At 32.6% G+C, this 22,045-nt stretch carries 20 protein-coding genes; 15 read left to right on the top strand and 5 right to left on the bottom strand.

What is annotated here, in order from left to right; translation table 11 throughout:
- Positions 1–47: 47 nt before the first annotated feature.
- The 7 genes from GILLI_RS19000 (at position 48) to GILLI_RS04410 (ending at position 5,333) form a co-directional block, all read left to right on the top strand.
- Positions 48–170, top strand: a complete 123-nt coding sequence (locus tag GILLI_RS19000) for a hypothetical protein (RefSeq protein WP_006987920.1) — start codon at positions 48–50, stop codon at positions 168–170.
- A 157-nt stretch (positions 171–327) separates the two neighbouring features.
- A complete protein-coding gene (locus GILLI_RS04435; protein WP_169312721.1) occupies positions 328–948 on the top strand; it encodes a beta-propeller domain-containing protein in 621 nt (206 codons plus the stop codon).
- 131 nt (positions 949–1,079) lie between these two features.
- Positions 1,080–2,408: a prolyl oligopeptidase family serine peptidase gene (locus GILLI_RS04430; protein WP_040506416.1), complete on the top strand. Its 1,329-nt coding sequence runs from the start codon at positions 1,080–1,082 to the stop codon at positions 2,406–2,408.
- 152 nt (positions 2,409–2,560) lie between these two features.
- Positions 2,561–3,385 (top strand): RteC domain-containing protein, encoded by an 825-nt coding sequence (locus GILLI_RS04425; protein ID WP_006987918.1) that lies wholly within the window; start codon positions 2,561–2,563, stop codon positions 3,383–3,385.
- Between the two features lie 261 nt (positions 3,386–3,646).
- Positions 3,647–3,928: a helix-turn-helix domain-containing protein gene (locus GILLI_RS04420; protein ID WP_006987917.1), complete on the top strand. Its 282-nt coding sequence runs from the start codon at positions 3,647–3,649 to the stop codon at positions 3,926–3,928.
- Positions 3,929–3,934: 6 nt separating this feature from the next.
- Positions 3,935–4,687: a hypothetical protein gene (locus GILLI_RS04415; protein ID WP_006987916.1), complete on the top strand. Its 753-nt coding sequence runs from the start codon at positions 3,935–3,937 to the stop codon at positions 4,685–4,687.
- Positions 4,671–5,333, top strand: a complete 663-nt coding sequence (locus tag GILLI_RS04410) for a hypothetical protein (RefSeq protein ID WP_006987915.1) — start codon at positions 4,671–4,673, stop codon at positions 5,331–5,333. The genes GILLI_RS04415 and GILLI_RS04410 overlap by 17 nt, the downstream gene beginning before the upstream one ends.
- Positions 5,334–5,583: 250 nt before the next feature.
- Here GILLI_RS04410 and GILLI_RS04405 read toward each other — a convergent pair whose 3' ends face one another.
- From GILLI_RS04405 to GILLI_RS04390, 4 genes are all read right to left on the bottom strand, one after another.
- Positions 5,584–6,315, bottom strand: coding sequence for an AbiV family abortive infection protein (locus tag GILLI_RS04405; protein WP_006987914.1), 732 nt, complete (start codon positions 6,313–6,315; stop codon positions 5,584–5,586).
- A gap of 34 nt (positions 6,316–6,349) precedes the next feature.
- Positions 6,350–7,048 (bottom strand): hypothetical protein, encoded by a 699-nt coding sequence (locus GILLI_RS04400; RefSeq protein WP_006987913.1) that lies wholly within the window; start codon positions 7,046–7,048, stop codon positions 6,350–6,352.
- Positions 7,002–13,454, bottom strand: coding sequence for a hypothetical protein (locus tag GILLI_RS04395; RefSeq protein WP_006987912.1), 6,453 nt, complete (start codon positions 13,452–13,454; stop codon positions 7,002–7,004). Before GILLI_RS04395 ends, GILLI_RS04400 begins: the two co-directional genes overlap by 47 nt.
- 180 nt (positions 13,455–13,634) lie before the next feature.
- Complete coding sequence (locus tag GILLI_RS04390) at positions 13,635–14,282, bottom strand: N-acetylmuramoyl-L-alanine amidase family protein (protein ID WP_006987911.1); 648 nt, start codon at positions 14,280–14,282, stop codon at positions 13,635–13,637.
- 188 nt (positions 14,283–14,470) lie between these two features.
- Here GILLI_RS04390 and GILLI_RS04385 point away from each other — a divergent pair, with 188 nt between their 5' ends.
- The 8 genes from GILLI_RS04385 (at position 14,471) to GILLI_RS04345 (ending at position 21,855) form a co-directional block, all read left to right on the top strand.
- Positions 14,471–14,758 carry a hypothetical protein gene (locus tag GILLI_RS04385; protein WP_006987910.1) on the top strand — a complete coding sequence of 96 codons (288 nt, stop codon included), beginning with the start codon at positions 14,471–14,473 and terminating at the stop codon, positions 14,756–14,758.
- Between the two features lie 273 nt (positions 14,759–15,031).
- Entirely contained in the window at positions 15,032–17,431 is a 2,400-nt protein-coding gene (locus tag GILLI_RS04375) for a TraG family conjugative transposon ATPase (RefSeq protein ID WP_006987908.1), read from the top strand.
- A gap of 101 nt (positions 17,432–17,532) precedes the next feature.
- A complete protein-coding gene (locus GILLI_RS04370) occupies positions 17,533–18,075 on the top strand; it encodes a conjugal transfer protein (protein WP_040506830.1) in 543 nt (180 codons plus the stop codon).
- A 2-nt stretch (positions 18,076–18,077) separates the two neighbouring features.
- Positions 18,078–18,920, top strand: coding sequence for a hypothetical protein (locus GILLI_RS04365; RefSeq protein ID WP_006987906.1), 843 nt, complete (start codon positions 18,078–18,080; stop codon positions 18,918–18,920).
- Between the two features lie 11 nt (positions 18,921–18,931).
- The gene (locus GILLI_RS04360) at positions 18,932–19,546 is read left to right on the top strand and encodes a hypothetical protein (RefSeq protein WP_006987905.1); all 615 of its coding nucleotides are present in this window, start codon (positions 18,932–18,934) and stop codon (positions 19,544–19,546) included.
- Between the two features lie 121 nt (positions 19,547–19,667).
- On the top strand, positions 19,668–20,597 hold the full coding sequence (gene traM, locus GILLI_RS04355) for a conjugative transposon protein TraM (protein ID WP_006987904.1): 930 nt from the start codon (positions 19,668–19,670) through the stop codon (positions 20,595–20,597).
- Positions 20,598–20,627: 30 nt separating this feature from the next.
- Positions 20,628–21,485, top strand: a complete 858-nt coding sequence (locus tag GILLI_RS04350) for a DUF4138 domain-containing protein (protein ID WP_006987903.1) — start codon at positions 20,628–20,630, stop codon at positions 21,483–21,485.
- A gap of 7 nt (positions 21,486–21,492) precedes the next feature.
- Positions 21,493–21,855, top strand: a complete 363-nt coding sequence (locus tag GILLI_RS04345; protein ID WP_006987902.1) for a hypothetical protein — start codon at positions 21,493–21,495, stop codon at positions 21,853–21,855.
- Here the strand turns inward: GILLI_RS04345 and GILLI_RS04340 are convergent.
- Positions 21,852–22,045 (bottom strand): type I restriction enzyme endonuclease domain-containing protein (locus GILLI_RS04340; protein ID WP_006987901.1); only part of this gene is annotated, 194 nt, incomplete at its 5' end. The two genes, GILLI_RS04345 and GILLI_RS04340, sit on opposite strands and share 4 nt — an antisense overlap.

Genomic DNA, 22,045 nt, shown 5'->3' with positions numbered 1-22,045 from the left:
GTGATTACTTAGTGAGTGTAAATTTTTATTAATCAAATACTTAAATTATGAAAAAAGTACTAAAAGATTTCAAAGGAAGAGAACTGAAGAATTTGGATAAAATTCGAGGTGGGGGAGAGGATGGACCTATAGATAGGGACAAAATTAAAAGACCCAAGGCAGGAGTATAAATTTAATCGTGTCATTTTCCTAAATTCCCGAGTCAAATTTAATGGCTCGGGAATTTTTAAAACTACAGTTATGAAGACATTTAAGAAACTTTTTCTGACCAATTACCTGATCCTGTTACCAATATTTTGTTATTCTCAGGAAAAACAAATTAACCAGTTGATATATCCCAATATTAATGGGGAGATTAAACATGAGATAAAATTTGGCGTAAAAGTTACAGATGATTTTTATAACCTAAACGATATTGAAAATGAGAAAATTAAAGAGTGGTTCAAATTACAGGATTCTTTGGCAGAAGCATATTTTGATACCATTGAATCAATGCAGAAATACCTGGAAAGATTTAAACAACTTCAAAATATTACTCAATCTAAAGTGAGTATGATTACTGTAAACGAGACTGGAAATTATTTCTACTTGAAAAAAGATGACAGTCTAGGAATGGAAAAATTATTTTATAAACAGAAACTTGATGCCGAGGAAAAAGAATTATTCGATCCTAACCATTATGCTAGTGGGGATAAAGAGATCAGCTACCTTAAACCTTCTTTCGATGGAAAAAAAATAGCCATTGGATTTAATGAAAATAATGATTTTTCCAGTAAGATTAAAATATACGATTTGGAAGCAGGCAAATTCCTAAATGATGAAATAACAAATATAAATCCTGATTTTGGCGGAATAGAATGGCTACCAGATAACTCTGGTTTTATCTATTTATATTTTCCAGAGGTTGACACATCTAAGCCAGATTTTAAAAAAAATCGTTTTCCGTAATACACAAAATAGGGGAGAACAATATAAAAGTTAGGCCAATTTTTGGAGCTGATACAAATTTAGAAATTTCAGCAGATTTTTATCCTAAAGTAAAGATTGGCTCGAGCAAGGATAAGTTTATTATTGGATATGTGGCCAGCTCAGATGATTATTATGACAGTTTTATCGCTGAAATGAGTGATGTTATTAATGGAAAACCAGATTGGAAACCTTTTTTTAAAAAGGATGATAAAATATACTATGACCAAGGCGAACTGCGCGGGGAAGAGTTTATTTTCCGTCAAGGAAAATTGAAGGGAAATAGCTTAGCAAAGATAAATATTTCAAGTCCAGATTTTAATAATCCCATTATTTTAGCAGAAGGAACCAAAGACAATCCAATTACGAATTTTGGATTAACTATGGATCATATATTTTTCACAAGATCTTTGTACGGTGCAAATGTTTCCTTATTTAAAATACGTTCTGGGAATCAGCTCACCCAACTCGACTTTCCTTTTACGCCCGGCTATATCTCTTTTTTTGGAGAATCTCTTTCTCATAATAACATGGGAGTAGGATTGGATGGTTGGACTTCGAATTATACTCGCTATATAATAGATAAAAAAGGTAATGTTCAAAAAGAGGCACTTACAAATGAAAGTGAATACCGTGACTTTGCAAATATTATTTCTGAGCAAGTAATGGTCAGCTCGCATGACGGAATAGAAGTTCCTATGTCATTGGTATATAAGAAAGGGATTAAGAAGAATTCAGATAATGAAGTCTTCATTTTTGTTTATGGAGCTTATGGTGAAAGCCTGAGTCCATTTTTCTCTCCTATTTTCTTAGACTGGGCGGCACAGGGAGGAATTCTGGCATTTCCGCATGTTAGAGGTGGAGGGGAGAAAGGAAAGGATTGGCATGAACAGGGCATGAAAAATCTTAAATATAATTCATGGAAGGACCTTATAGCCTGTACGGAAGCTTTAATAGACATGAATCTTACTAAAGAAGGGTTGATTTCTTTATATACAAACAGTGCGGGAGGAGTTACAGCAGCAATGGCAGTTAATGAACGACCTGATCTTTATTCATCTTTTATTGCCGAAGTGCCCCGATTAAACCCTTTCGGTCTAGAATCTTCCAATACTGCTAGCAGCACAAGTTATCTAGAATATGGAACTGTAAAGGACAGCGTAGAATATGTAGGACTAATAAAAATGGATCCCTATTTAAATATTAAACCTAACACCAACTATCCAGCTACTCTTATAATGCCAAGCTACAATGATGACCGGATTCCTTTGTGGGATAACGGTAAGTATATCGCCAAGCTTCAGAAATACAATACAGCAAATACAGCCATTTTAATGGATATAGATTATGATTCTGGCCATGAAACTTTTGGTGATTATAATGAAACGATAAGGCTGTATAGCAAGATTTTCAGTTTTGCCAAATCCAACATGAAGAATTAAAATAATCCTTTCCAGTTAAAATTCAGATTTCCATAATTTATTTTCCTATTCTTTATAAATGAAGCCGTTTCTTTATAAATGGAACGTATAGCGGGTTTCAGAACTTAAAAAATAGACGGATATTTAAGATGATACTTCTTAATATCAAAAAAATGGACTTTCAGATTACAAAAGAAGAAATAGAGGCTGAAATCTTGCGAATTGAGCAGACTTTTCTTAATAAATTATCGGCATATAATAAGATTATTTCTTATTGTCGAGAGATTCTTGAATCTTACCGAAAAGAAATTCGCTTAAATGATTTTCAAGATATTGCTTCAGAAATACTTTTTTTTAAGAAGCAAAAAGCGCTTCCTCTTACATATTTGATTTATTACGAAAATCGATTATCCATCGAATTGGAAATCCCATCCGCAGGGGAAGCCTTCCGGCAAAAGTTCATTTTTAAAATGATCGAACGGACCAACAGTTTTTTCTTTGCTCATAAAAACTTTCTTCAGTACATGGCATTAGACCAGGAATATCTGGATGAATTCTATTTCACACGCAGATTTACCTCTAAAAATCACATGATCAATTATAAGAATTATGAAAGGGATCCTTTATTTAGCACTTCTCATGATTTACTATTAAGCGAATTAAATTCCCACAAGTTCCTACTTCAATATTTAAATAAATTATCTGTACAAGTAAAGCTATCTTCTTCCCTAGTATTCGAGGAACCTATAAAAATTAAATGGACAACATCTAAAGTGGCACTTACCGAACTGGTTTATGCTTTGCAGCTTAGCGGCGCCATTAATAATGGAAACACAACTCTCAAAGATCTTTTTTCAATATTTGAGATACTTACTGGTTTAGATATGGGGGATTATCATCATACTTTTTTGAAATTAAGGGGCCGCTCAGAACCTTTAAAATTTATCGAGAAAATGAAAAATTCCATGTTAGAACATATGGCAGGACTCGATGCATAAACTACCAAGGTACAACCAAGTTCGTCATTTGGCGAAATCTTAATCTGGGCAGGAAGTTCTACTCAAATCTGTAATATTTGATCCCATATATATTCGATTATACTATGTATTCTTCCAAAAATAAATTTAACCAAGTTGGTCATACCTTGGCTAAATTATCTTCTGACATCTACCAATTTTGTAAATGAAAGTCAAACCAGAGCAATCCCATCGCTTTAAACCTTTTAACCTGCGGTGGGATTGTTTTTAAAACATTTAATTATGCCAACAACTATTATTACTACAGACGATCTTAGAGATTTCAGAATTGAACTGCTCCAAGATATTAGAAAGCTACTTACAAAACAAACTTCTGGAAATTTAAAGCGCTACATGAAGTCGTCCGAAGTTATGGAACTACTTCAATTGAGCTCAGGTACTTTGCAAAACCTTAGAATTAATGGTACGCTTCCTTATTCGAAGGTTGGTGCAATTATTTATTATGATTCTGAGGAAATCCACAAGCTTATGAATCAAAATCGCATTCATAACAAGTTTGAATAAATGGTTATGAATTATATAAAGCTACTCAATGCGGCTTTTGAAAAGTTTTTTTTTGATGACCGCCTAAATCCCACACATATCAGTTTGTATATGGCGCTGTTTCAGGAATGGAACAGCAGCCGCTTTGCAGATGAATTCTATGTGAATCGCAGGGATTTAATGATGGCGTCCAAAATAGGTTCAAAATCCACCTATCACAGATGCGTGACCGACCTAGATACTTGGGAGTATCTTTCCTATTTTCCATCTAATAATCCATACAAAGGGAGTAAAATCAAGATGTCCATTATCGGTACAACTGATGAACCGGATATGGGACAGTACAATCCCGAATTGGAACAGCTCACGGAACAGTACCGTCCCAGAAACGTACGGGTAGCAGGACAGCACCATCCCATCTCTGGACAAGCTGTGGACCCACACCATCCCACCAGTGGACAAGCATTGGTATCTACTATAAACAATACCAAACAAGTAAACAATATAAAACAACCAAAGGGCTGGCAGGCAGTTATTAATTTTTTTATTGAAAAAAGTTTTAATGCTGATGAAGGAAAAAAATTCTTCGAGCATTATGAAACTCGGAATTGGTTAACGAGCGATGGAAAAGAAATAAGAGATTGGCGTGCTTTAGCGAAAAACTGGATGGATAGAACTGAATTATTTGGCGAGGAAATCAAACAAAACAGAAAACAGGAGTCCCAAATCAAGGACAACTTGCGAACCACTAAAAACAAGGACTATGGACAACCCCTTTAAAATAACCGAAGGTGGCGTGGAATATTCGCTCGGAAAATTTAATGGCAAAAGCGTTCTTTACGATTTTGACAAAATCCTGATTTACCTGGATGCCAAAGGCAAGCTTCTGTTCGGGGAAAAATTTAAAATTTATGACGAGGATAAGGATATCCTGCTCAAGCTTTGCAATTACTTTATCTGCGATAAAGAGAATTGCAAAAAGAATGGGATTGATCCCGATAAGGGAATCTTACTTTCCGGGCCTGTTGGGTGCGGGAAAACCACTTTGATGAAACTACTTCGACATATTGTACCTGTGCAACGATCCTACGAGATGATTCCGTGCAGGAATGTAATTTTCAGCTTTAATCATCTCGGATTTAAAACTATTGAAGACTATGGAAATACAAAATTCTTCTGTTTTGACGATCTAGGCATAGAGCCTCCCGGAAGATTTTATGGCAAGGATCTCAATGTGATGGGCGAGGTTCTTTTATCTCGATATGAGCTGTACCTTCAATCAAAACATAGAATAAAAACGCATGCAACTACAAATTTGAATGCCGAGGAGCTTGAAGAACGCTATGGTAATCGTGTTCGTAGCAGAATGAGAGAACTTTTTAATTTGATTGCGTTTGATGAGGGGGCCGGGGATAAACGCAAATAAAAGATTTCCGCTTGTGCGGAAATGAATAAACGCAATAACCCTTAAATAGCATCTTGGACGCTCAAAATCTAATTAATAGTGAGCCTTTTTCAGACATTAACAAATACATACATTCTTATATGTTAGAATCAATAATATTCCTGATGAGCTAAAAAAACCTTCATACAGGTTAATTGATAAATCTGTATTTAAAAAAAATATGGCTGCTAGTGAACATTTTATGGTTTAAAGAAGTTCTCTAATAATCAAACTACTTAATTTTATTAATCTCTTTAAAAGAAAAGTCTTTTAAAGCATCATTTATAAAAATATGTAATCCATTTTTTATTTCCTCAATCTTATTATTTGACAAATGTTTTGTGATGGAAGGATGAAATAATATTCTTAATTGCTTGTAAAATATTATCAATCGATTTGAAGTTTCTAAAATGGAATTATAATCATTTTGAACAACAATTTTTTGTGGGATTAAAATTTCATTTTTGTAATCTACATAAAACCCTGCATTTTTTAAGTCATTGAATTTTTTAATATTTTCAATCCTATAAATTGCTGAACTAACATTAGACAATACAAATGATGCATCAGACAAAAATAGTAATGTATTATTAAGCCATTTATTTTCTGTTTTCGGAATTTGCTTTTTGAGTTTTCTATTTTCCCATTTATCAATCGTATCAAATAGAGATATTCCAGTTTCAATAAGCATTTGAAGAGAGTGTCTTATTTCATGATTTTTGAAAAAACCTTTTGCGTCTTTAAGCAAATAAACCTTATAACCATGACTATGTAATAATACCAAAATAGCCTTAATGACTTCTTCAGAACTCAAAATAAGCAATGAGCTTGCGCTACTGTAGGATTTATTTACATCAACTAATATTGAAGAATCAGATTTTAAACGTTTTGCATTGTCAAAAATGTCAATGTATAAATCTTTAGACTTTGCTTTAGATAAATTAATAAAAGTTATTTCTTGCATTGTTTCAGTTAACTCCTTATTGAAAGGCTGTATTCTAATTACTATTCTTTTTTAAAGTATTAAGTGTTATCTTTTTTAGTCTCAACAATTCTTCTTTTTGCTCATTTATCAACTCTTCTAACTCGTTAAACAAATTTTCAACCATGTCCTTTTTAGTAATTTCATTTTCAGAATCGTCTATAAAAGAAATTTCAATTTCTTTTATAGAATCTAAATATTCTACTACGCTCTTTTCGTCATCAGATAAAAAACTGCTATGTTCCTCAATCCATTCTTTATCTTTCTCCAAAAGCTCTTCACTTATCATTGAAATTAATGATTTGCGATATATCCTTTCTGAATTATTTTTTATAATTTCCAGAAAGCTTAGCCAGCTTGAATTTTTATTTCTTAAACCATTATTATTATTTAAAAATCTATGACGGATAAAAGGATGTTCATTTTTTTTGAGTAACGATATAACATCAATTATTGGTTTTAACCTTTCTGTTGGCGCAGCAATTGGTATTCTTTCTCTTTTTTCCCATATTTCTAATATTATAGCGTAACACTCTTTTTTAAGTTTGGCTTTTTCTTCTTCTGATTCACATTTATCTATTTTATATATTAAATCAGCTAGATAGTGCCCCATCCATCGAGCTAATGTATTAACTGTATAAGTTAAATCTAATTCTGCTAATAGTTTTTTACCTAACTTTAAAATTTCTTCCTCTGAGTGTTTTAACTGTTCCATCCGATTTTAATAAATAAATTTTAGTATGCTCCCAAGGCTGCTCACTGTTATCACTCCAATATTGGTTTTCCTTGAGTTGTTTGGTTATTTGACATTTTAAAATCATGTTCATGTTTTCCTTTTTCAAAATTTCCAATATGAAGTCAATATCAACTTTAAGAATTTCGCCAGAACTCTCTACATTTTTAATATCTCTATATCTACTATCACTTGTTTCATCCCAAAATTCGAAAAAAGACACTTCGTTATCATCTAGTTGGGCTAACTTCAAATCATTACTAAATTTGATTTGGAAAGATTCTTGTATTCCGGTTCCAAATGTAATAATACTTTTACCTGCTTCTTTCGTTAGAGAATCATGTTTATCTAAACCATCATATTTTGTATCATTAACTTTTAGCCAACTTTTATAGATTAAATCACTACTATTAATCTCAAAATGCTCTCCATCACTTTCTATGGGAAATGTATAATCATGTTGATTTTCTGCGCTCTGAAAAGCTCTCAACAATGCTTCTGAACCTTTTATTGAAACTAATGACGAACGTATATAAACAGATTCACTATTATAGCCTATATATCGAGTAAAGCCTCCATGCGGAATAATAAATCTATCATTATAATATTTTGATAAACCTATTTCCCTATCAAACTTTTCTTCATCTATTGAATCTCTCCAATCTTCGTCAAATTTATCATATTCGTTTAGCCAAAATTTATCCATTAGAGGCAAAGGATCTCTCAAATCTGAAGCCCAAAAATCATCCCATGTAATTGCTTTTGATTTGAGCCAGTATTCCCAAGAATCCCAATCATCGTCATCATCATAATAATTTTTTAATTGAGGTTCTTTTTCCAACAATACACTTGCAGCACAAAACATAGCATGATATTCAAAATAAGTATCTAAACTTTCAACTTGTGGGTTACTTCCATTTCTTTTATCTCTTAGGCCCCAATCATAATTCCTAGTATAATCATCTTTATTTACATCTCCTGTATATCCCCATTTTTCAACGATATACGTATCCGCTATGTCAGCAACGTCATATTCAGATAGATTAAAAATTTTACTGAGATTACTATACCAATATGGCAAGACATCCATACTGTCAAAATTAAATCTCCAATTTTTATCTGGATTTGGATTGTATTTTCTCTGCTGTCTTGAATATGAATCTTCTTTAACTTTATCAAGTTTACTGACTAAAGTATTTTCAATTATTTCTCGTTCATCTTCATTATAAATCTTCTCATTATACTTCAGTAAATTTTGACAAGTCCTTTTAATAAAGAAATTAATTAATACATGTGGTAACTCCTCATTTTGAAGTTCTTTGATAAATTCCTCTTTGAAATCAATTAGCTTCTCAGGAACTTCAGCACTCAGCCTATCTATTGCAATCCATAGGTATAGTTTAGCCGAAATCCAATAAAAAATATATTCTTCATTTTGAAATGGAATACAATCTGTTTTATTCTGATGTTTAATAAGGTTCCTTAGAATGTTTTCATTGTCGAGATTTACAAGTCTTCTTATGCTATGAACTGCTTCCCATCTTAATTCTTTATCGGGTAATCCTAAATACAATCTTAGTATATTAGCAATAGATTCATCCGTATCGTAAGGCGGTAGCAACTTATCATTCCATAAGCCATCTGTAAAATCAGACTTTATATTTTTGTTCCATCTAGGTAAAACCCAATTAAAAATTTCAGTGTTATCTTTTTTTGTTAATCTATGTTTTATTAAGAAAAATACGCTGTATATTGACTCATCAGTTAGAGTTTCAATTTTTTCTGGTAAAACGCTAAGAATAACATCCCCTAACTGAATTTCATCGAAATTAAACATATTTGCAAACTCTTGCAATTTCCCTATACTTAGAGAATTACCATAATCAAAGTTTTCAAACCAAGTTAAAATAACATATCTAAATTTCTCTTTTTTCCATTGTTTCAATGAAGAATAATAGCTCCATTCCTCTAATCGCTCTCTTATTGCATCTTCAAATGAATTAAAACTCAAAAGTTCAGAGTCTATATTTACAATTGCATCTAAGTGATTTACATAATCCTTTGGCAGACAATTATTTTTTATATCTGATAAAAAATTATGTATTTTCCATCTGTTAGAATAACTGTCGTTATTTTCGATAATAGTACTAATAGATTTTTCTAAGTCTCTTGTAGAATTAACATCAACGCTATTAAGGTCTATTTCATGACCAAATTTCTCTTTATTGAAATCATTTGTATACTTACTTTCTTTTTCAACTGTTTTCCTAAAATTTAAGTATGATTCTATTTTCTGGACTAACTGTAATTCAACAAATGCTCCTGCCTTAATTGTATTGTAAATATGATTTAATGTGTTTTTATTTTTATGCAGCATGCAATCTCTATAAACTATTTCAACAAACTTAGTTTTACCAATCAAATCTCTTGATTCATCATATTTTGTTAAAATCATATCATAAAGTTCAATTAATTCATCCGTATAATATTTATACTGATAAATTGGGATTAATGAACCTGCTACAACATGATTAATATTACCCTTCTCTAAAGAAAATTTTAAAATAGCTACAATATATTTAGAGAAATTAATTATACCCCTATGATGCCATCTAGATGCTGTAGTAAACATTGAATTAAAGTTTATATCAGCAATACCTAATAGAGCATCTTCATAAGGAAAATGCTTTTTATCATATCCCGTTAACATAAAATCACTATATTCTGTAAATCTGGCATATTCGTGAGCAAGTTTAGGGTCAGTTTTTTCAAAACCTATCTTTGCTAAATTTGATAAACAACTAATTTTAGAAAAAGCTTCAAAATCAATTTCCTCTGTGGCCTTTATAGCTTCATTGAAGTAATGTTTACCAGATTCAAAGTCTATCTTTCTGCTTATTAAAGCGCATTTTATATAGCTTTCAATTATTTGTGATGAAGGATTCGAACCAATTTTTATAAGTTCATCTATTTCATTAAGTATTTTGAGGTTTTTATTTAGAAAGCTTTCGATGTGTATTGTTTCTTCAATAATCCAAAATCTCATTGCTATTTTGCTAGCATTACTATCCAATGATGTTATCAATATTTCTATTAAATCAATATTACTAGTTTTTACAGCAAAATTGGCTAATAAACTGGCAAAATAATTTAGTTTTTCTTTATAACTATGCCCATTTTCGTATCTAAAACCATAGTCTTTAGACAAAGACTCACAAATATCAATAAACTTTTTAGTAGCCCCATTGATGGTTAATTTTTTAGATACAAAACTTGTGTTTAATTGAAAGACGGGTAGAATATGATTGTAAAAACTAGTAAACTCTTTTTTATCTCTTTCTAATGAGTTTTTTTTCTCACGATCTTGAATTTTATCTATATCATTAAATTTATCTGGAAGAATACTTTCAATTGATAACAATTCATCGTCAAGAAAAGCTTTTAAAGATTTAGTCTTTAAATACAAATTTACTTTGTTCTCTTCGTCATCATTACCATGCATCCTATAAAAACTAGGAATATAATTTGGTAACTCACATTTAATGTGCGTTAAAATGCTATTTACCAACGTTTTATCAATACTATTAAATATTAATATCTCACAGAAATCAACTATTATTAATCTGAACTTAATATTGAATTTAATTCTTTTTCTTGATAGTATTCTTCCAATTTTATTAGCGATTCTATTTAGTTCAGAATCGTGGCTTATTTTATGCTTGAAAACTTTAGTGACTATAAATATTAGAGCATCAATCCTTAATGCTTCTATTTTGAGCCATTTATTTATTTCTGTTTTATTACTGAATAAAAATAAGTTTTCTAATAAATAATTTCCTCCAGATAATCTAACATCTCTAGGGGTCCAACTATTAATCGAGCTTAAAGCTTCATCTATACCAACTAACCTCAAAACAGCTTCTGTATAATAAGCTATATCCTTACTTGAAATATAATATTTATGTAAATTCTCCTTTTTAACTGAGTCTTTTCTCCAATTTAGCCATTCTTTAGCTGTTTTTAAATGTTTTAATGCTGTCTTATGGCTTTTTAATTCTCTTGAATATACACCTGCCAATTTCATATGAAATGAGCCTGCCCATGATTTTTCGTCAGAATTAAGCTTTAGTTTATTGAGTGAAGTATCGTCTCCAAATACAGCTACTAAATCAGGATAATTAATTAAAACTTCGGTTAATGCTTTCTCCTTTTTAGCTTCTTCAGCAGCTATAAATATTAGCTTAAAGTAAGATAAATTGTCATCAGTATTATTAGCAACCTTCATTGCTAACCTTGTTCTACTTATATAAGTTGCTCTATTTTTTATAGGATCCTCTGGAAGTAATAAAAACTTTCTATCTAGAACTATTTCTTTTAATAATTGATTTTGTTTAGACTGAAAAAGTAAGCTTCCCAAATTAACTGAAGCATAACTATCATTCTCCGCTTGATTGAGAAAAACTTTAGTTACTTCTTTTAACTTCTCTTGATCTAATGGATAATTATCTCGAATATAATTTTCAAAATCTTCATCTCGAAATTCAAAATTATTATTTTCATATATCAAACCGTTCCAGACTTCTGAAGATATATCTAACAGAAAACTTTGATTGACATTTAATATTTCTGATAAATAATTTATAGGAACAGGCCTTGGTAATCCAATCAAAAGTCTAAAAAAATCGTCAATTAATATTTTCTCTTGATTAGTTACTTTTTTCTTGGCTTCCTTTATTTTATCAAGAATTAATAACTCAACAGTTTTTCCATTCGGTTTTAAAAAATTTATAACCTCTTCAATTCCTATTTTTTTCAAATCAATTGAATAAAATTGAGCTCTTGGTATACCATAAGTGTATTTATGGAAATCTTTAATTTCTTTTTCTAGAATATCTGGGAAGTATATTTTTATAAACTGAGTTGTTTCTGCTAGACTAAATGGTTCTAGCTCAATATCAATATAATCTTCGGGTAAATTGAGTGACTCTTTTCGATGTGTTCTAGTGGTTACTATTAAATTACATCCAAGTGGAATGTTCATATTTAAGATATCTTGAACGAAGCTTTTATCTCCATCATTACTAGCTGCTGTGATACTATTATCAGCTGCATCTATAATAATGGTAAGAGTAGAATTGACATCTCTATGTTTTAAAATTTCTACCGCACGTACAATTCTTTTTCTAAATTCTTTTATATAAAAATCACTTTGCTCGGGAATATGCACTATTAAGAAATCCGTACCTACCTTCCTTGCAATATCATTTGAAATATGTAAAAGTGCATTTTTGTGTAAATGTCTATTATCCTCAGAGTTTTGGTATGAACCTGAACCATAACAATCAAAGATTATACACTCATTGGTGTCTGGTAAGTATTGTTGTATTTGTTGAATTATAGTTGATTTTCCAATACCCGCACCGCCGTGAATACATATTGGTAGAAAACCTGTATTTGATGTTATCTTTGAATTAATAGATTCTAATTGCTCTCTTAAAATACTATTCTTATTATTCTCTAAACTTTGAGAAACAGGAAATAAATTTTCTATACTGCCATCATTAAAGCCAAGATTTGCAATAATATCAGTTACTGTGATTCTTCTTCTACTCCTAGCTTCCGGCATCATTTTGTCAAAGACTAACTCTCGCAATTGATTGTACTGAATTTTAGAAGTATATGATATTCTAGAAATAGCTTTGTATAGTTGGATTTTTAAATTAGGTCTTGAATCTGTGCCGCAGTCATCTAAATCAAGTATCCGTATAAAATCAGTAAACTCTGTTACTTTTAATCTTGAAGCTAAAAATAATTTTTCTAATGAGGTGCTATTTTGCGGATTATCTTTAAGCACCGCATTAAAGCTTATTTTTCCTTTCTTTTTAAGAAGATAGGTTTTAATATTATTAATAGACCTGAGATGATTAGGGTTAAAGTTTCTATTAGTAACTAACTTTATACTTACTTTATTCAAAACTGACTCTCTACCAAATTCATCCAAATAAATCTTGAATATATCCGCTAACCTATGAATTAAAGACCCTTCTGTAGATTTACTTTTTTTACCTATATATAATTCACCAATTGTATAATTCTTATTTCTTCTAAGTGTACTGTATTTTAGTTGTGAGATAACAACTTTTTCTGCTTCAATATAATTATCTGCACCATAATATTCACTTAAATCAACTCCTAGTAAATTTTTTCCTGTTGGATCCAACTGCTCTGATTCTGACAATTGAACTCCTTCAATATTGATTGCCTTAATTCCAGAATCATCAAAATTTAATAATTCTAAAGATTTCTTTATTGTCCACAGAATATGAAAATCATCCCCTGCACTTGATAAATCTGCATCTGGTATCTGCTTAATTTCGTCTTTACTCATTTAATCTCTAAATAATATTTCAAATTAAGTATTATAATGCAAAATATGGTGAATTGAAAAAGGCTTATGTTGAAAATTTTATTTTGGCAACTTATTAAGATTTACAATTCCCATATATTTCTCTAAATAAAGCGTTTAATATTTCGTTTAAATTCTTCACAATCTCAATAAAAACTTCTTTCATAATCCATTATTTAAATATTTATATAATCCCATTAAAATGGCTAATGCAATAACTTTGATATTATCAGTTTTTAAAAAATAGCAAGATTCATCTCTATTACTCAAAAACCCCAATTCCAAAAGCATAGATAAACAATAATCAGCAGTTTCCCGCAACACCTGAAAATTTTCAAACTTCACACCCCTACTTTCAAATCCTAATTCTTTATTATGCGCTTCTTGCAATTTAAAAGCGAGCCAGGTACTTTCATCAGAATATTTAGATTTCCCATTGGCCACATAAACTTCAATCCCTCTTGCATTTGGATTATCCGAATGATTACAATGCAAGGAAATAAATAATTCCGCATTTAAAGCCTTGGCCAGCTTGCTTCTATCAGATAACGAAATAAGCGTATCACTATATCTCGTCAAATAGATATCAAGTGGCATTTCTGACTTTTCGTTTAGTTTCAAAATTTCCAAAGCAATGTCCAGTACTATATCTTTTTCTTGAATGCCATTTATTCCTATCGTACCGGAATCTTTTCCACCGTGTCCAGCATCAATGATTATTATTTTTTGAGTTGCAGTTCCCTGACCAAAAATGATACACATTTTTAGAAGCAAAAAGGCAAAATTGACGTTTTTGAGCACTTTTTTCATTTTCAATTTTCAGGTTATCAACAACTCTACTTCGAGATTCCATAGAATTTGATATCAAATAATAGCAACGGAATTGAAACTAAATCAAATAATATTTTATTCACAATTACCTGATTATCAGTAATTTATAAATAAATATATGTAAATTTCTAATAACGAAAACGAATCAAAATATAAACTTTTCCGTTATGAAAAAATCACTCTATTTGGCAACATTTCTGTCACTGTTATCCACCTCGCTTTTTGCACAAATTGGTGGCATTGAGAATTCGGTTGATGATGTATCAAACACAATTCGAAAAATCTTTCCAATAGTTTTGGCAATTATATTTCTTGTAGGCTTCCTATTTAATGCCGGACATTTCTTTGGGGAGAACGCCGATATCAAGAAGGGGATTACCCGAATTCTCGTTTTCGTTCTTATTACCGGGGCTGTAGTAGGAATATTTACATATCTAATCTCGATTGTAGTATAGCGATGAAAACGTACGAAGTCTATAAAAATATCAGAAAACAGGCGGTCATTTTTGGTCTGTCCATATCCCTTTTTGCTCTAATGATGGTGGCAATACTATTTTCCCTATTAGTCATTATTTTTTCTTTCAGTTTCGGGATGATTATAGGGGTATTTATAATAAACGCTGCACTATACACGGTCTTGACCCGAATACATAACAACCCACAAATCTTTCAGATGGCGAAGGTTTTCCCAAGGATAATTAGCAACAAAAGAAAATCAGGCTTTGGTTATGAACAAGATTAACCTTAGAGCCTATCAACCCATTGCAGATATTCAGGACAATATCGTCTTTGCCAACAATGGCAATGTAGTTTTATGCTATGAAGGGAACCTACCAGAAATCTATTCCCTTTCCGAAAAGGATTTTGAAGACATTCACGGTGCTTGGTTTCAAGCTTTAAAATCCTTACCCGTTGGGATTGTCGTTCATAAGCAGGATATCTATTTGAAGAAGTGTTATTCTTCAGAAATACTTCCGAACACCACCTTTTTAGAAAAAGCCACACACGCCCATTTTAAAGGCCGCGAGTATATGGAGCATAAATGTTATTTGTTCTTTATCCTGACCAAGAATAAAGCGCTCAACAATGCAAAATACGTTAATCCCTTTAGAAAGGTTTCCAAAGGAATTGTACAGGAACTGGATGATACCATTAAAAGTTTCGCCAACTCGATAAGCGATTCCGTTTCTTTTATAAACAATAGCCGGAAAGTGTCTCTCAGACCATTAAATGAAAAAGAAATTATCAGTCTCACAGAGACCTATTTCAATGGATTTAATGAGGGCTTTGATACCGATATTTTACTGGACAATAAAAGCGTCAATATTGGCGAGAACCATTTTGATGCCCTTGCCATCAATAGCGAACTGTGCTTTGGAGAAAGTGTACAAAGTAGCAAAACCAATGAGAAATTCACTTCTGACGATTTTGTGTTTCATCAAGGGTTTATTGATGGTCTAGGGCTTACGCTTAATGAGAACCATATTGTAAATCAGATTCTTTATCTAGACGACAAGCATAAGTGGCGCAAGTTACTCGATAAGAAAATAGAGGAATTGAGTAAAAGTTCCAATTTTGGTTCTCAAAACAAAGTTGTGCTTGGAAAAATTCAGCACATTCTTGATCAAATCAATGCCGATGAAAATGCACGGATCATTCGTGGTCATTTCAACATTATTTATTGGTCAAAGGATGCTAAAGAGTTGGATAAAATTACCTCAAAGATAAAGACTGAATTCAAGGAACTAGATATCATCCCATATTATCCGAGAGGGGAAGAACGGAAGAATTATATACTGAACAGTTACTGCTGTTTTTCGTCTAATTTTTCCAATAACGATTTATATGTTACCGATTTGAAACACGCATTGTGTTTATTCATAAATAACACCAATTACAAATCGGATGCTACCGGTATCATTTTCAATGACCGTGAGCATAATATTCCAGTTCTCAAAGATGTCTGGGATGAGCGTAAAAAACGTATCAAAGCTCGAAACTTTGCTATTTTCGCGCCAACAGGCGAGGGGAAATCCTTTTTAGCCAATAATATTTTACGTCAATATTTTGAAAGTGGTGTTCGCCTGGTTATTATAGATCTTGGAGGATCCTACACAAAATTTGCTAAACTCTATCCTGAACAATACACAGTATTGCGCTACGAGAGTGGAAAAAATTTGGGTATCAATCCATTTTACATCAGCAACCAAAATGACTTGACGCCGGAACGATTGGAAGATCTGTCCGTGTTCTTATTTGAGCTTTTCGCCTCCGAACTGAAAGTGACCAAAGCACAATCTGTTTCTATCAAAAAAATACTGCGTCACTATTACGATAGTACTTCAGAAAATCATTCTTTAGAGGGTTTCTATGACTTCATCGAAAAGAATCAGGAAGATCTTCTAAGCACCCTTAAAATCCATCCTGACTACTTTAATGTTACGAGTTTCTTACACGTAATGTCCGAATATGTCGGCCATGGTCTTTATAGCTTTTTGTTTGAGGTGAGCGAAGATCAGACCTACAAAATCGAGGACAAACGATTAATTGTTTTTGAACTGGATGAAGTAAAGGATAATAAGGAAATACTTTCCGTAATGTTGAAGCTGATTAAGTCAGCAATTCAACGAACGATATGGAAAAACCGAGCCGAAAAAGGCATCATCCTATTTGATGAGTTTGCCAAGCAATTAAAGTTTGAAAATGTATTGGAAAGTGTGGAATTCTATTACCAAGCGATCCGTAAACAAAACGGAGCAATTGGGATTATTCTACAATCCATCAATCAGCTTCCCAATAATTCAACTTCAGCAAGTATTCTGGAAAATACGCAAGTTGTTTACAGCCTCCACAATGAAAAGGGATATGATGAATTGGTCAAGCGACTCAACCTATCAAGCCACGACCTGAACCAATTGAAGTCAATTAAAAACAACTTTTCCGGACCACGGAAGTACACCGAAATGTTCATCAAGATTGGAAAGGAAAGCAACATTTTTAGGCTCGAAGTGCCGAAAGAAGTATATGCAGCTTACCTGACCGATGGACAGGAAAACGAAGCCATAATGGCGATTTATAATAAGACTGGCTCAATGGAAGAAGCTATCAAAATCTTTATTAATTCTTAAATATGAATACTATGAAATTTTCAAAGAAAATGCGCGAATACTTCAGAAATAGAAAAGCTGTGAGTAAGACAAAAATTAAAACATTAATAGTGGTAATAGCCATGACGCTGTTAATGCCTGGCCGTGCTACGGCCCAAGGAATGCCCACTTATGACAATACCAACTTTATCAGCCTAGTAAAGCAACTGATAGAATCAGGTAAGCAAACCGCAAACATTATTAAGACCGTCCAGTTCTTAAAGACACAAAAAGAAAACATTGAAAAGGTTAATGATGTTGTTAGACAATTAAAAGCTGTCCGAGAAATTGGACGAAATAACCAACGTCTTATTGATGTGATGCAGGATGATTTAAGAGATATCCTTAACAGCCCATACATCAAACCTGATGAAGTCGCAAGGGTTTCACAATCATTTACTGCTATCGTAGAAAACTCTCTAGAAACAATGGCTTTTATCGATGAGATTCTCTCCAGCGATTACCTTAAAATGAGCGATGCCGAACGTGCGGAAATTCTAAAGGAAAAAGAACTAGAATCGAAGGAAATGGTTTCCAATATTAAAACTAAAACCAGAAGGTATAAGGATATTATTTCCTTCAGAAAGATGCAGGATAAAATCAATAACCGCGAAACCGAATATTAGAGATGACCGCAACAATCATTTTAGGAATAGGACTGGAATATATTGATACCGTTTTCCAGACCATACAGAATAGCAGTTTCTCGCAATATACTATTGCTGGAATGAAAACGCTTGCTGTTCTTTTTTTCCTAGTCAATATCCTAAAAAAATACAATGAAGGTATTGCAGATAAAGACGGTTATTCCTGGGGATTGAGTCCAGGAGAATTAGCCAAAAATTTCGCAATTGTATTACTCGTAATTTTCTCGACACAAATTCTAGGATTCTTTGATAGTATTCTAGTTTCTATAGAGAGTCAATATCGCGGCACCGCTCCTGCACTCTTGCCCTTGCAAATGCAAGAACTTCCAATCGAAGAAGACGTAAGTTTAATGGATGCTGCAAAAAATGCAATGACACTCCTTTATGAAGCTTTAGTAACTCCGCTTTATGGCTTTAAGATATTTGCTTTTATAGCAGGAATTTTTCTATGGATATTGGATCTGTTTATCTATCCGTTATTTCTTGCCGAGCGCTTTTTTCTTTTAGGATTAATGCAGGCTTTTTTCCCATTGGTCATAAGCTTGTCAGTTTTTGAAAAATTCCGTTCTATGGCATATAACTTCTTTAAGCTATATGCAGCAGTTTTTATGCTGGTACCTGCCTTTTTTCTTGTAAATGTATTCGTAAACGCTCTCTACACAGAGATCAATACCAATTTTTGGACAAATCTGTTCGGTACCGACGTTGGGCAAGGTTTTTTTGCACCGGTCGTTCAATTAGGCTCCATAGGCTTTATTGTGTTCCTGAAGTTCAAGCTCTATTCGCGGGCGACTTCCTTTACGCTTAGATTATTCACCAATTAATAGAAAATGGAATGAAAACACCATATAAAAATATTTACAGTGTATTAAAGTTGAATAGAATAATTGTCCTAGCCGTTGTTGTGGCTGCTTTGTTTTCCAGCACTTTCGCTTTATGGATGGCGTTTGACACAAATAAAAAAGCTCTCAATAGCGCTTTTGCAATAAACACCGACGGCAGTATTATTCCACTAAAGCTCGTTACCCAAAAAGAGAATTTCAAAGTCGAAGCTTTGGCACATTTAGAACTGTTTCACACCTACTTCTACAATATCGATGCTAGTAACTATGAACGTAATTTAAAAAAAGCACTTTGGCTAGGTAATAGTTCTGTGGACAACCTGTATCGGCAGAAAAAAGCTGATGGTGTTTACAATCGATTATTGCAATATTCCTTGGTTCAAAAAGTACTTAGTGTCGATTCAAAAATCAAAGAAAACGAAGGCTCTCACAGTTTTACTACAATAAGCATTTTTGAAATCAATAGAGGATCAATAATCGACACCTATGAATTGATTTCCACGGGGAATCTGATTATTGTTGATCGAAACTTTCCCAATAATCCGCACGGTTTGTTGATTACAGATTATTTCGAAAACACTTTAAAAAAACTGAACAATGAAAATTGAGCCGATAATCGGCATTTAAAAAACCACTCTTATGAAATGAGCCATAAAAATTTGGGATATTAACCGGAATGTTGATTGGCGAATTACATATGAAAAACGATAAATAAATAAACTGCAGCAGATGAAAATAGAAAAGAACAAAATTGTATTTGCAGCGATACTTGCTGTGATTTTAATATTTATAATTTCCTATTCCCTGATGGTAATGGGCGATGATGAAAGTGAAAACGACAACCTTGAGCAGACCTTGGTACCCGATTTAGAAGAAAACCAGAAAGAATACGATTCTAAACTGGATGCTATAAATGATTTGAAGGAAGTTCGCGAAACTAACGCTCCTAGTATCTATGATGAAAAGTTGATTGATTCCATGGGCTTTTATGATCCAGATCTACCCGAACGTGAAAAAGAACGTATCGTGGATAGTATTTATAATTCAGGTAGGATTCAGTATACCGAAAAGCGGTATCAAAACATTCAAGGAAAGAGAGCTCCCCGAAAGGATGCACAGCAAATGGATTCAGCTGAAATAAAGAGAGAAGAGAAAATTCAAGCCAAAGAACTGGGTCTAGAACATCAATTGTTTTTTGCTTCTTCGCCAAAGCCGAACGAGATTTCAATAATCAGTTATACAGACAAAACTATTTATGTGGTGGTCGATGGCGATCAGATTGTAAAAGCGAATACTAGATTAAGAATGCGCCTTACCAAAGCTGCAACAATCAATAACAGAAAGATGCCTAAGAATACCCTAGTTTTTGGATTTATCAGCTTTCAGCCTAATCGTGCTTTAATTGAAATTGAGAATATCAATCATCATCCCACGAATCTCAAAGCATTCGATTTGCAAGATGGAAGTGAAGGCATCTATGTGGAAAACAACTTTCGTGCTGAGGCAACTAGTGAAGTATTGGATGACCTTATTGGAGATATCAATATCCCTAGTGTTCCACAAGTAAGCGGAATTACCAAGATACTTAAACGTAACAATCGGAACGTTAAGATAACCGTGCTGAACAACTACAAACTTATTCTAAAACCAAAATTATGAACCCATAATGGGTCTTTAAAATTCACTCTTATGAAAAGATATATAATAACTTCAATTTTTTTAGCCACTTGTAGTTTTGCAACTCATCTTTGCTCAGCACAAGTTACAGCGCAAACATCTAACATTCTGGATACTATTTACGCCAATGATACCAAAAATGTTGCTCTTTTTTTTCCTGAACCCATACGGCAAGGAATAACTGGCTCAGATAATTTTGTGTTTACTTACAATCGTGAAAAAGAACAGTATTTTGGACTGCTACAGGCAAAACCTGGAGAAGAAAGTAATCTTCTGATAGTCAATAGAAATGGTTCCATTTTTTCGTATATTGTAAGGTATAAAGAGAAGCTTACAAAGCTTAATTATTTCATTCCAATATCTAGTAGCATTGGGAATGAAATACCCAAAGGAAAGGATTCGATTCAGGCTGAAACTTCTGAAAAAAGCAACGCTTACACGAAGTATTATTATGAAAAATTTTGTACTTATCTTCTTGACAGAAAACAGAGTAATGGCCGGATCAAAAAGCGGAATGAAGGTATTATTTTGAGCGTTGAAAATATAGTTTTCGATAAAGAAGAGCTCTACTTCGTTGTCCAGATTGAGAATAATTCTACTTTGGATTACGATTTGAATTTCTTAAAACTCTCTATTGAAACAAGACAAAAAGGAACAAGAAAATCGTTGCAACGGCTTTATCAGGAACCGATTTACATACAGAATCTGCCTTCTAAAATAGGAGAAAATGAAACGGTACGATTCGTTTATGTGTTACCCAAGTTTTCATTGTCCAATGATCGTAGGGCAATTCTGGAACTGAACGAAAAAGATGGCGAACGTAATATTGAATTGAAAATATCACATAGATATATTAATAATCCAAATTGATAATGTTATGAAACATTTAGTTATTTGCTCGCTAGTACTTTTATTTATTTCCTGTTCACAAACTAAGAATCTTTCGCCTGCTGAAACCGCAACAATTGTTGCGAAAAGTTTTTTTACAAAAGATGAACCAGTTCTTAAAAAGCATACAACCGCAGAAGGATATAGCAGTTTGATTACTGTTCAAAATATGATGCCAGATTCTGATAAAGTAATTGAGGTGGAAATTTTGGACGAAGCCATTGATAAGGAAATTGCTTGGGTAAAATATAAAACTACATATGATGGAAAGCCTGGTGTTTTTAAATTGGTCAAAGATAATGGTCAATGGATGGTTACTAGTAAAGGACCTAGAGAAAGAGGACCTTTTTAAGAACGACGATTTTTCTTAAAATTTTCCGCTTGGTCAAAGATTTCATCATAGACTTCATCCCTTTCCACCGGGGGATAACCGTGTTCATCAAGCAATAGAATAAGACCTACTTTTAAAGCGGATTTAATATCATTGCGCTTGCTCCAGTCGGGAAATTTTGCCTGTTCATCCACTAAATCCTTTACGGATT

Source organism: Gillisia limnaea DSM 15749, assembly GCF_000243235.1.
In the GTDB taxonomy this organism is placed as follows: domain Bacteria; phylum Bacteroidota; class Bacteroidia; order Flavobacteriales; family Flavobacteriaceae; genus Gillisia; species Gillisia limnaea.
Note: the sequence above shows the minus strand (reverse complement) of the source record. Positions and strands in the feature narration are given on the sequence as shown.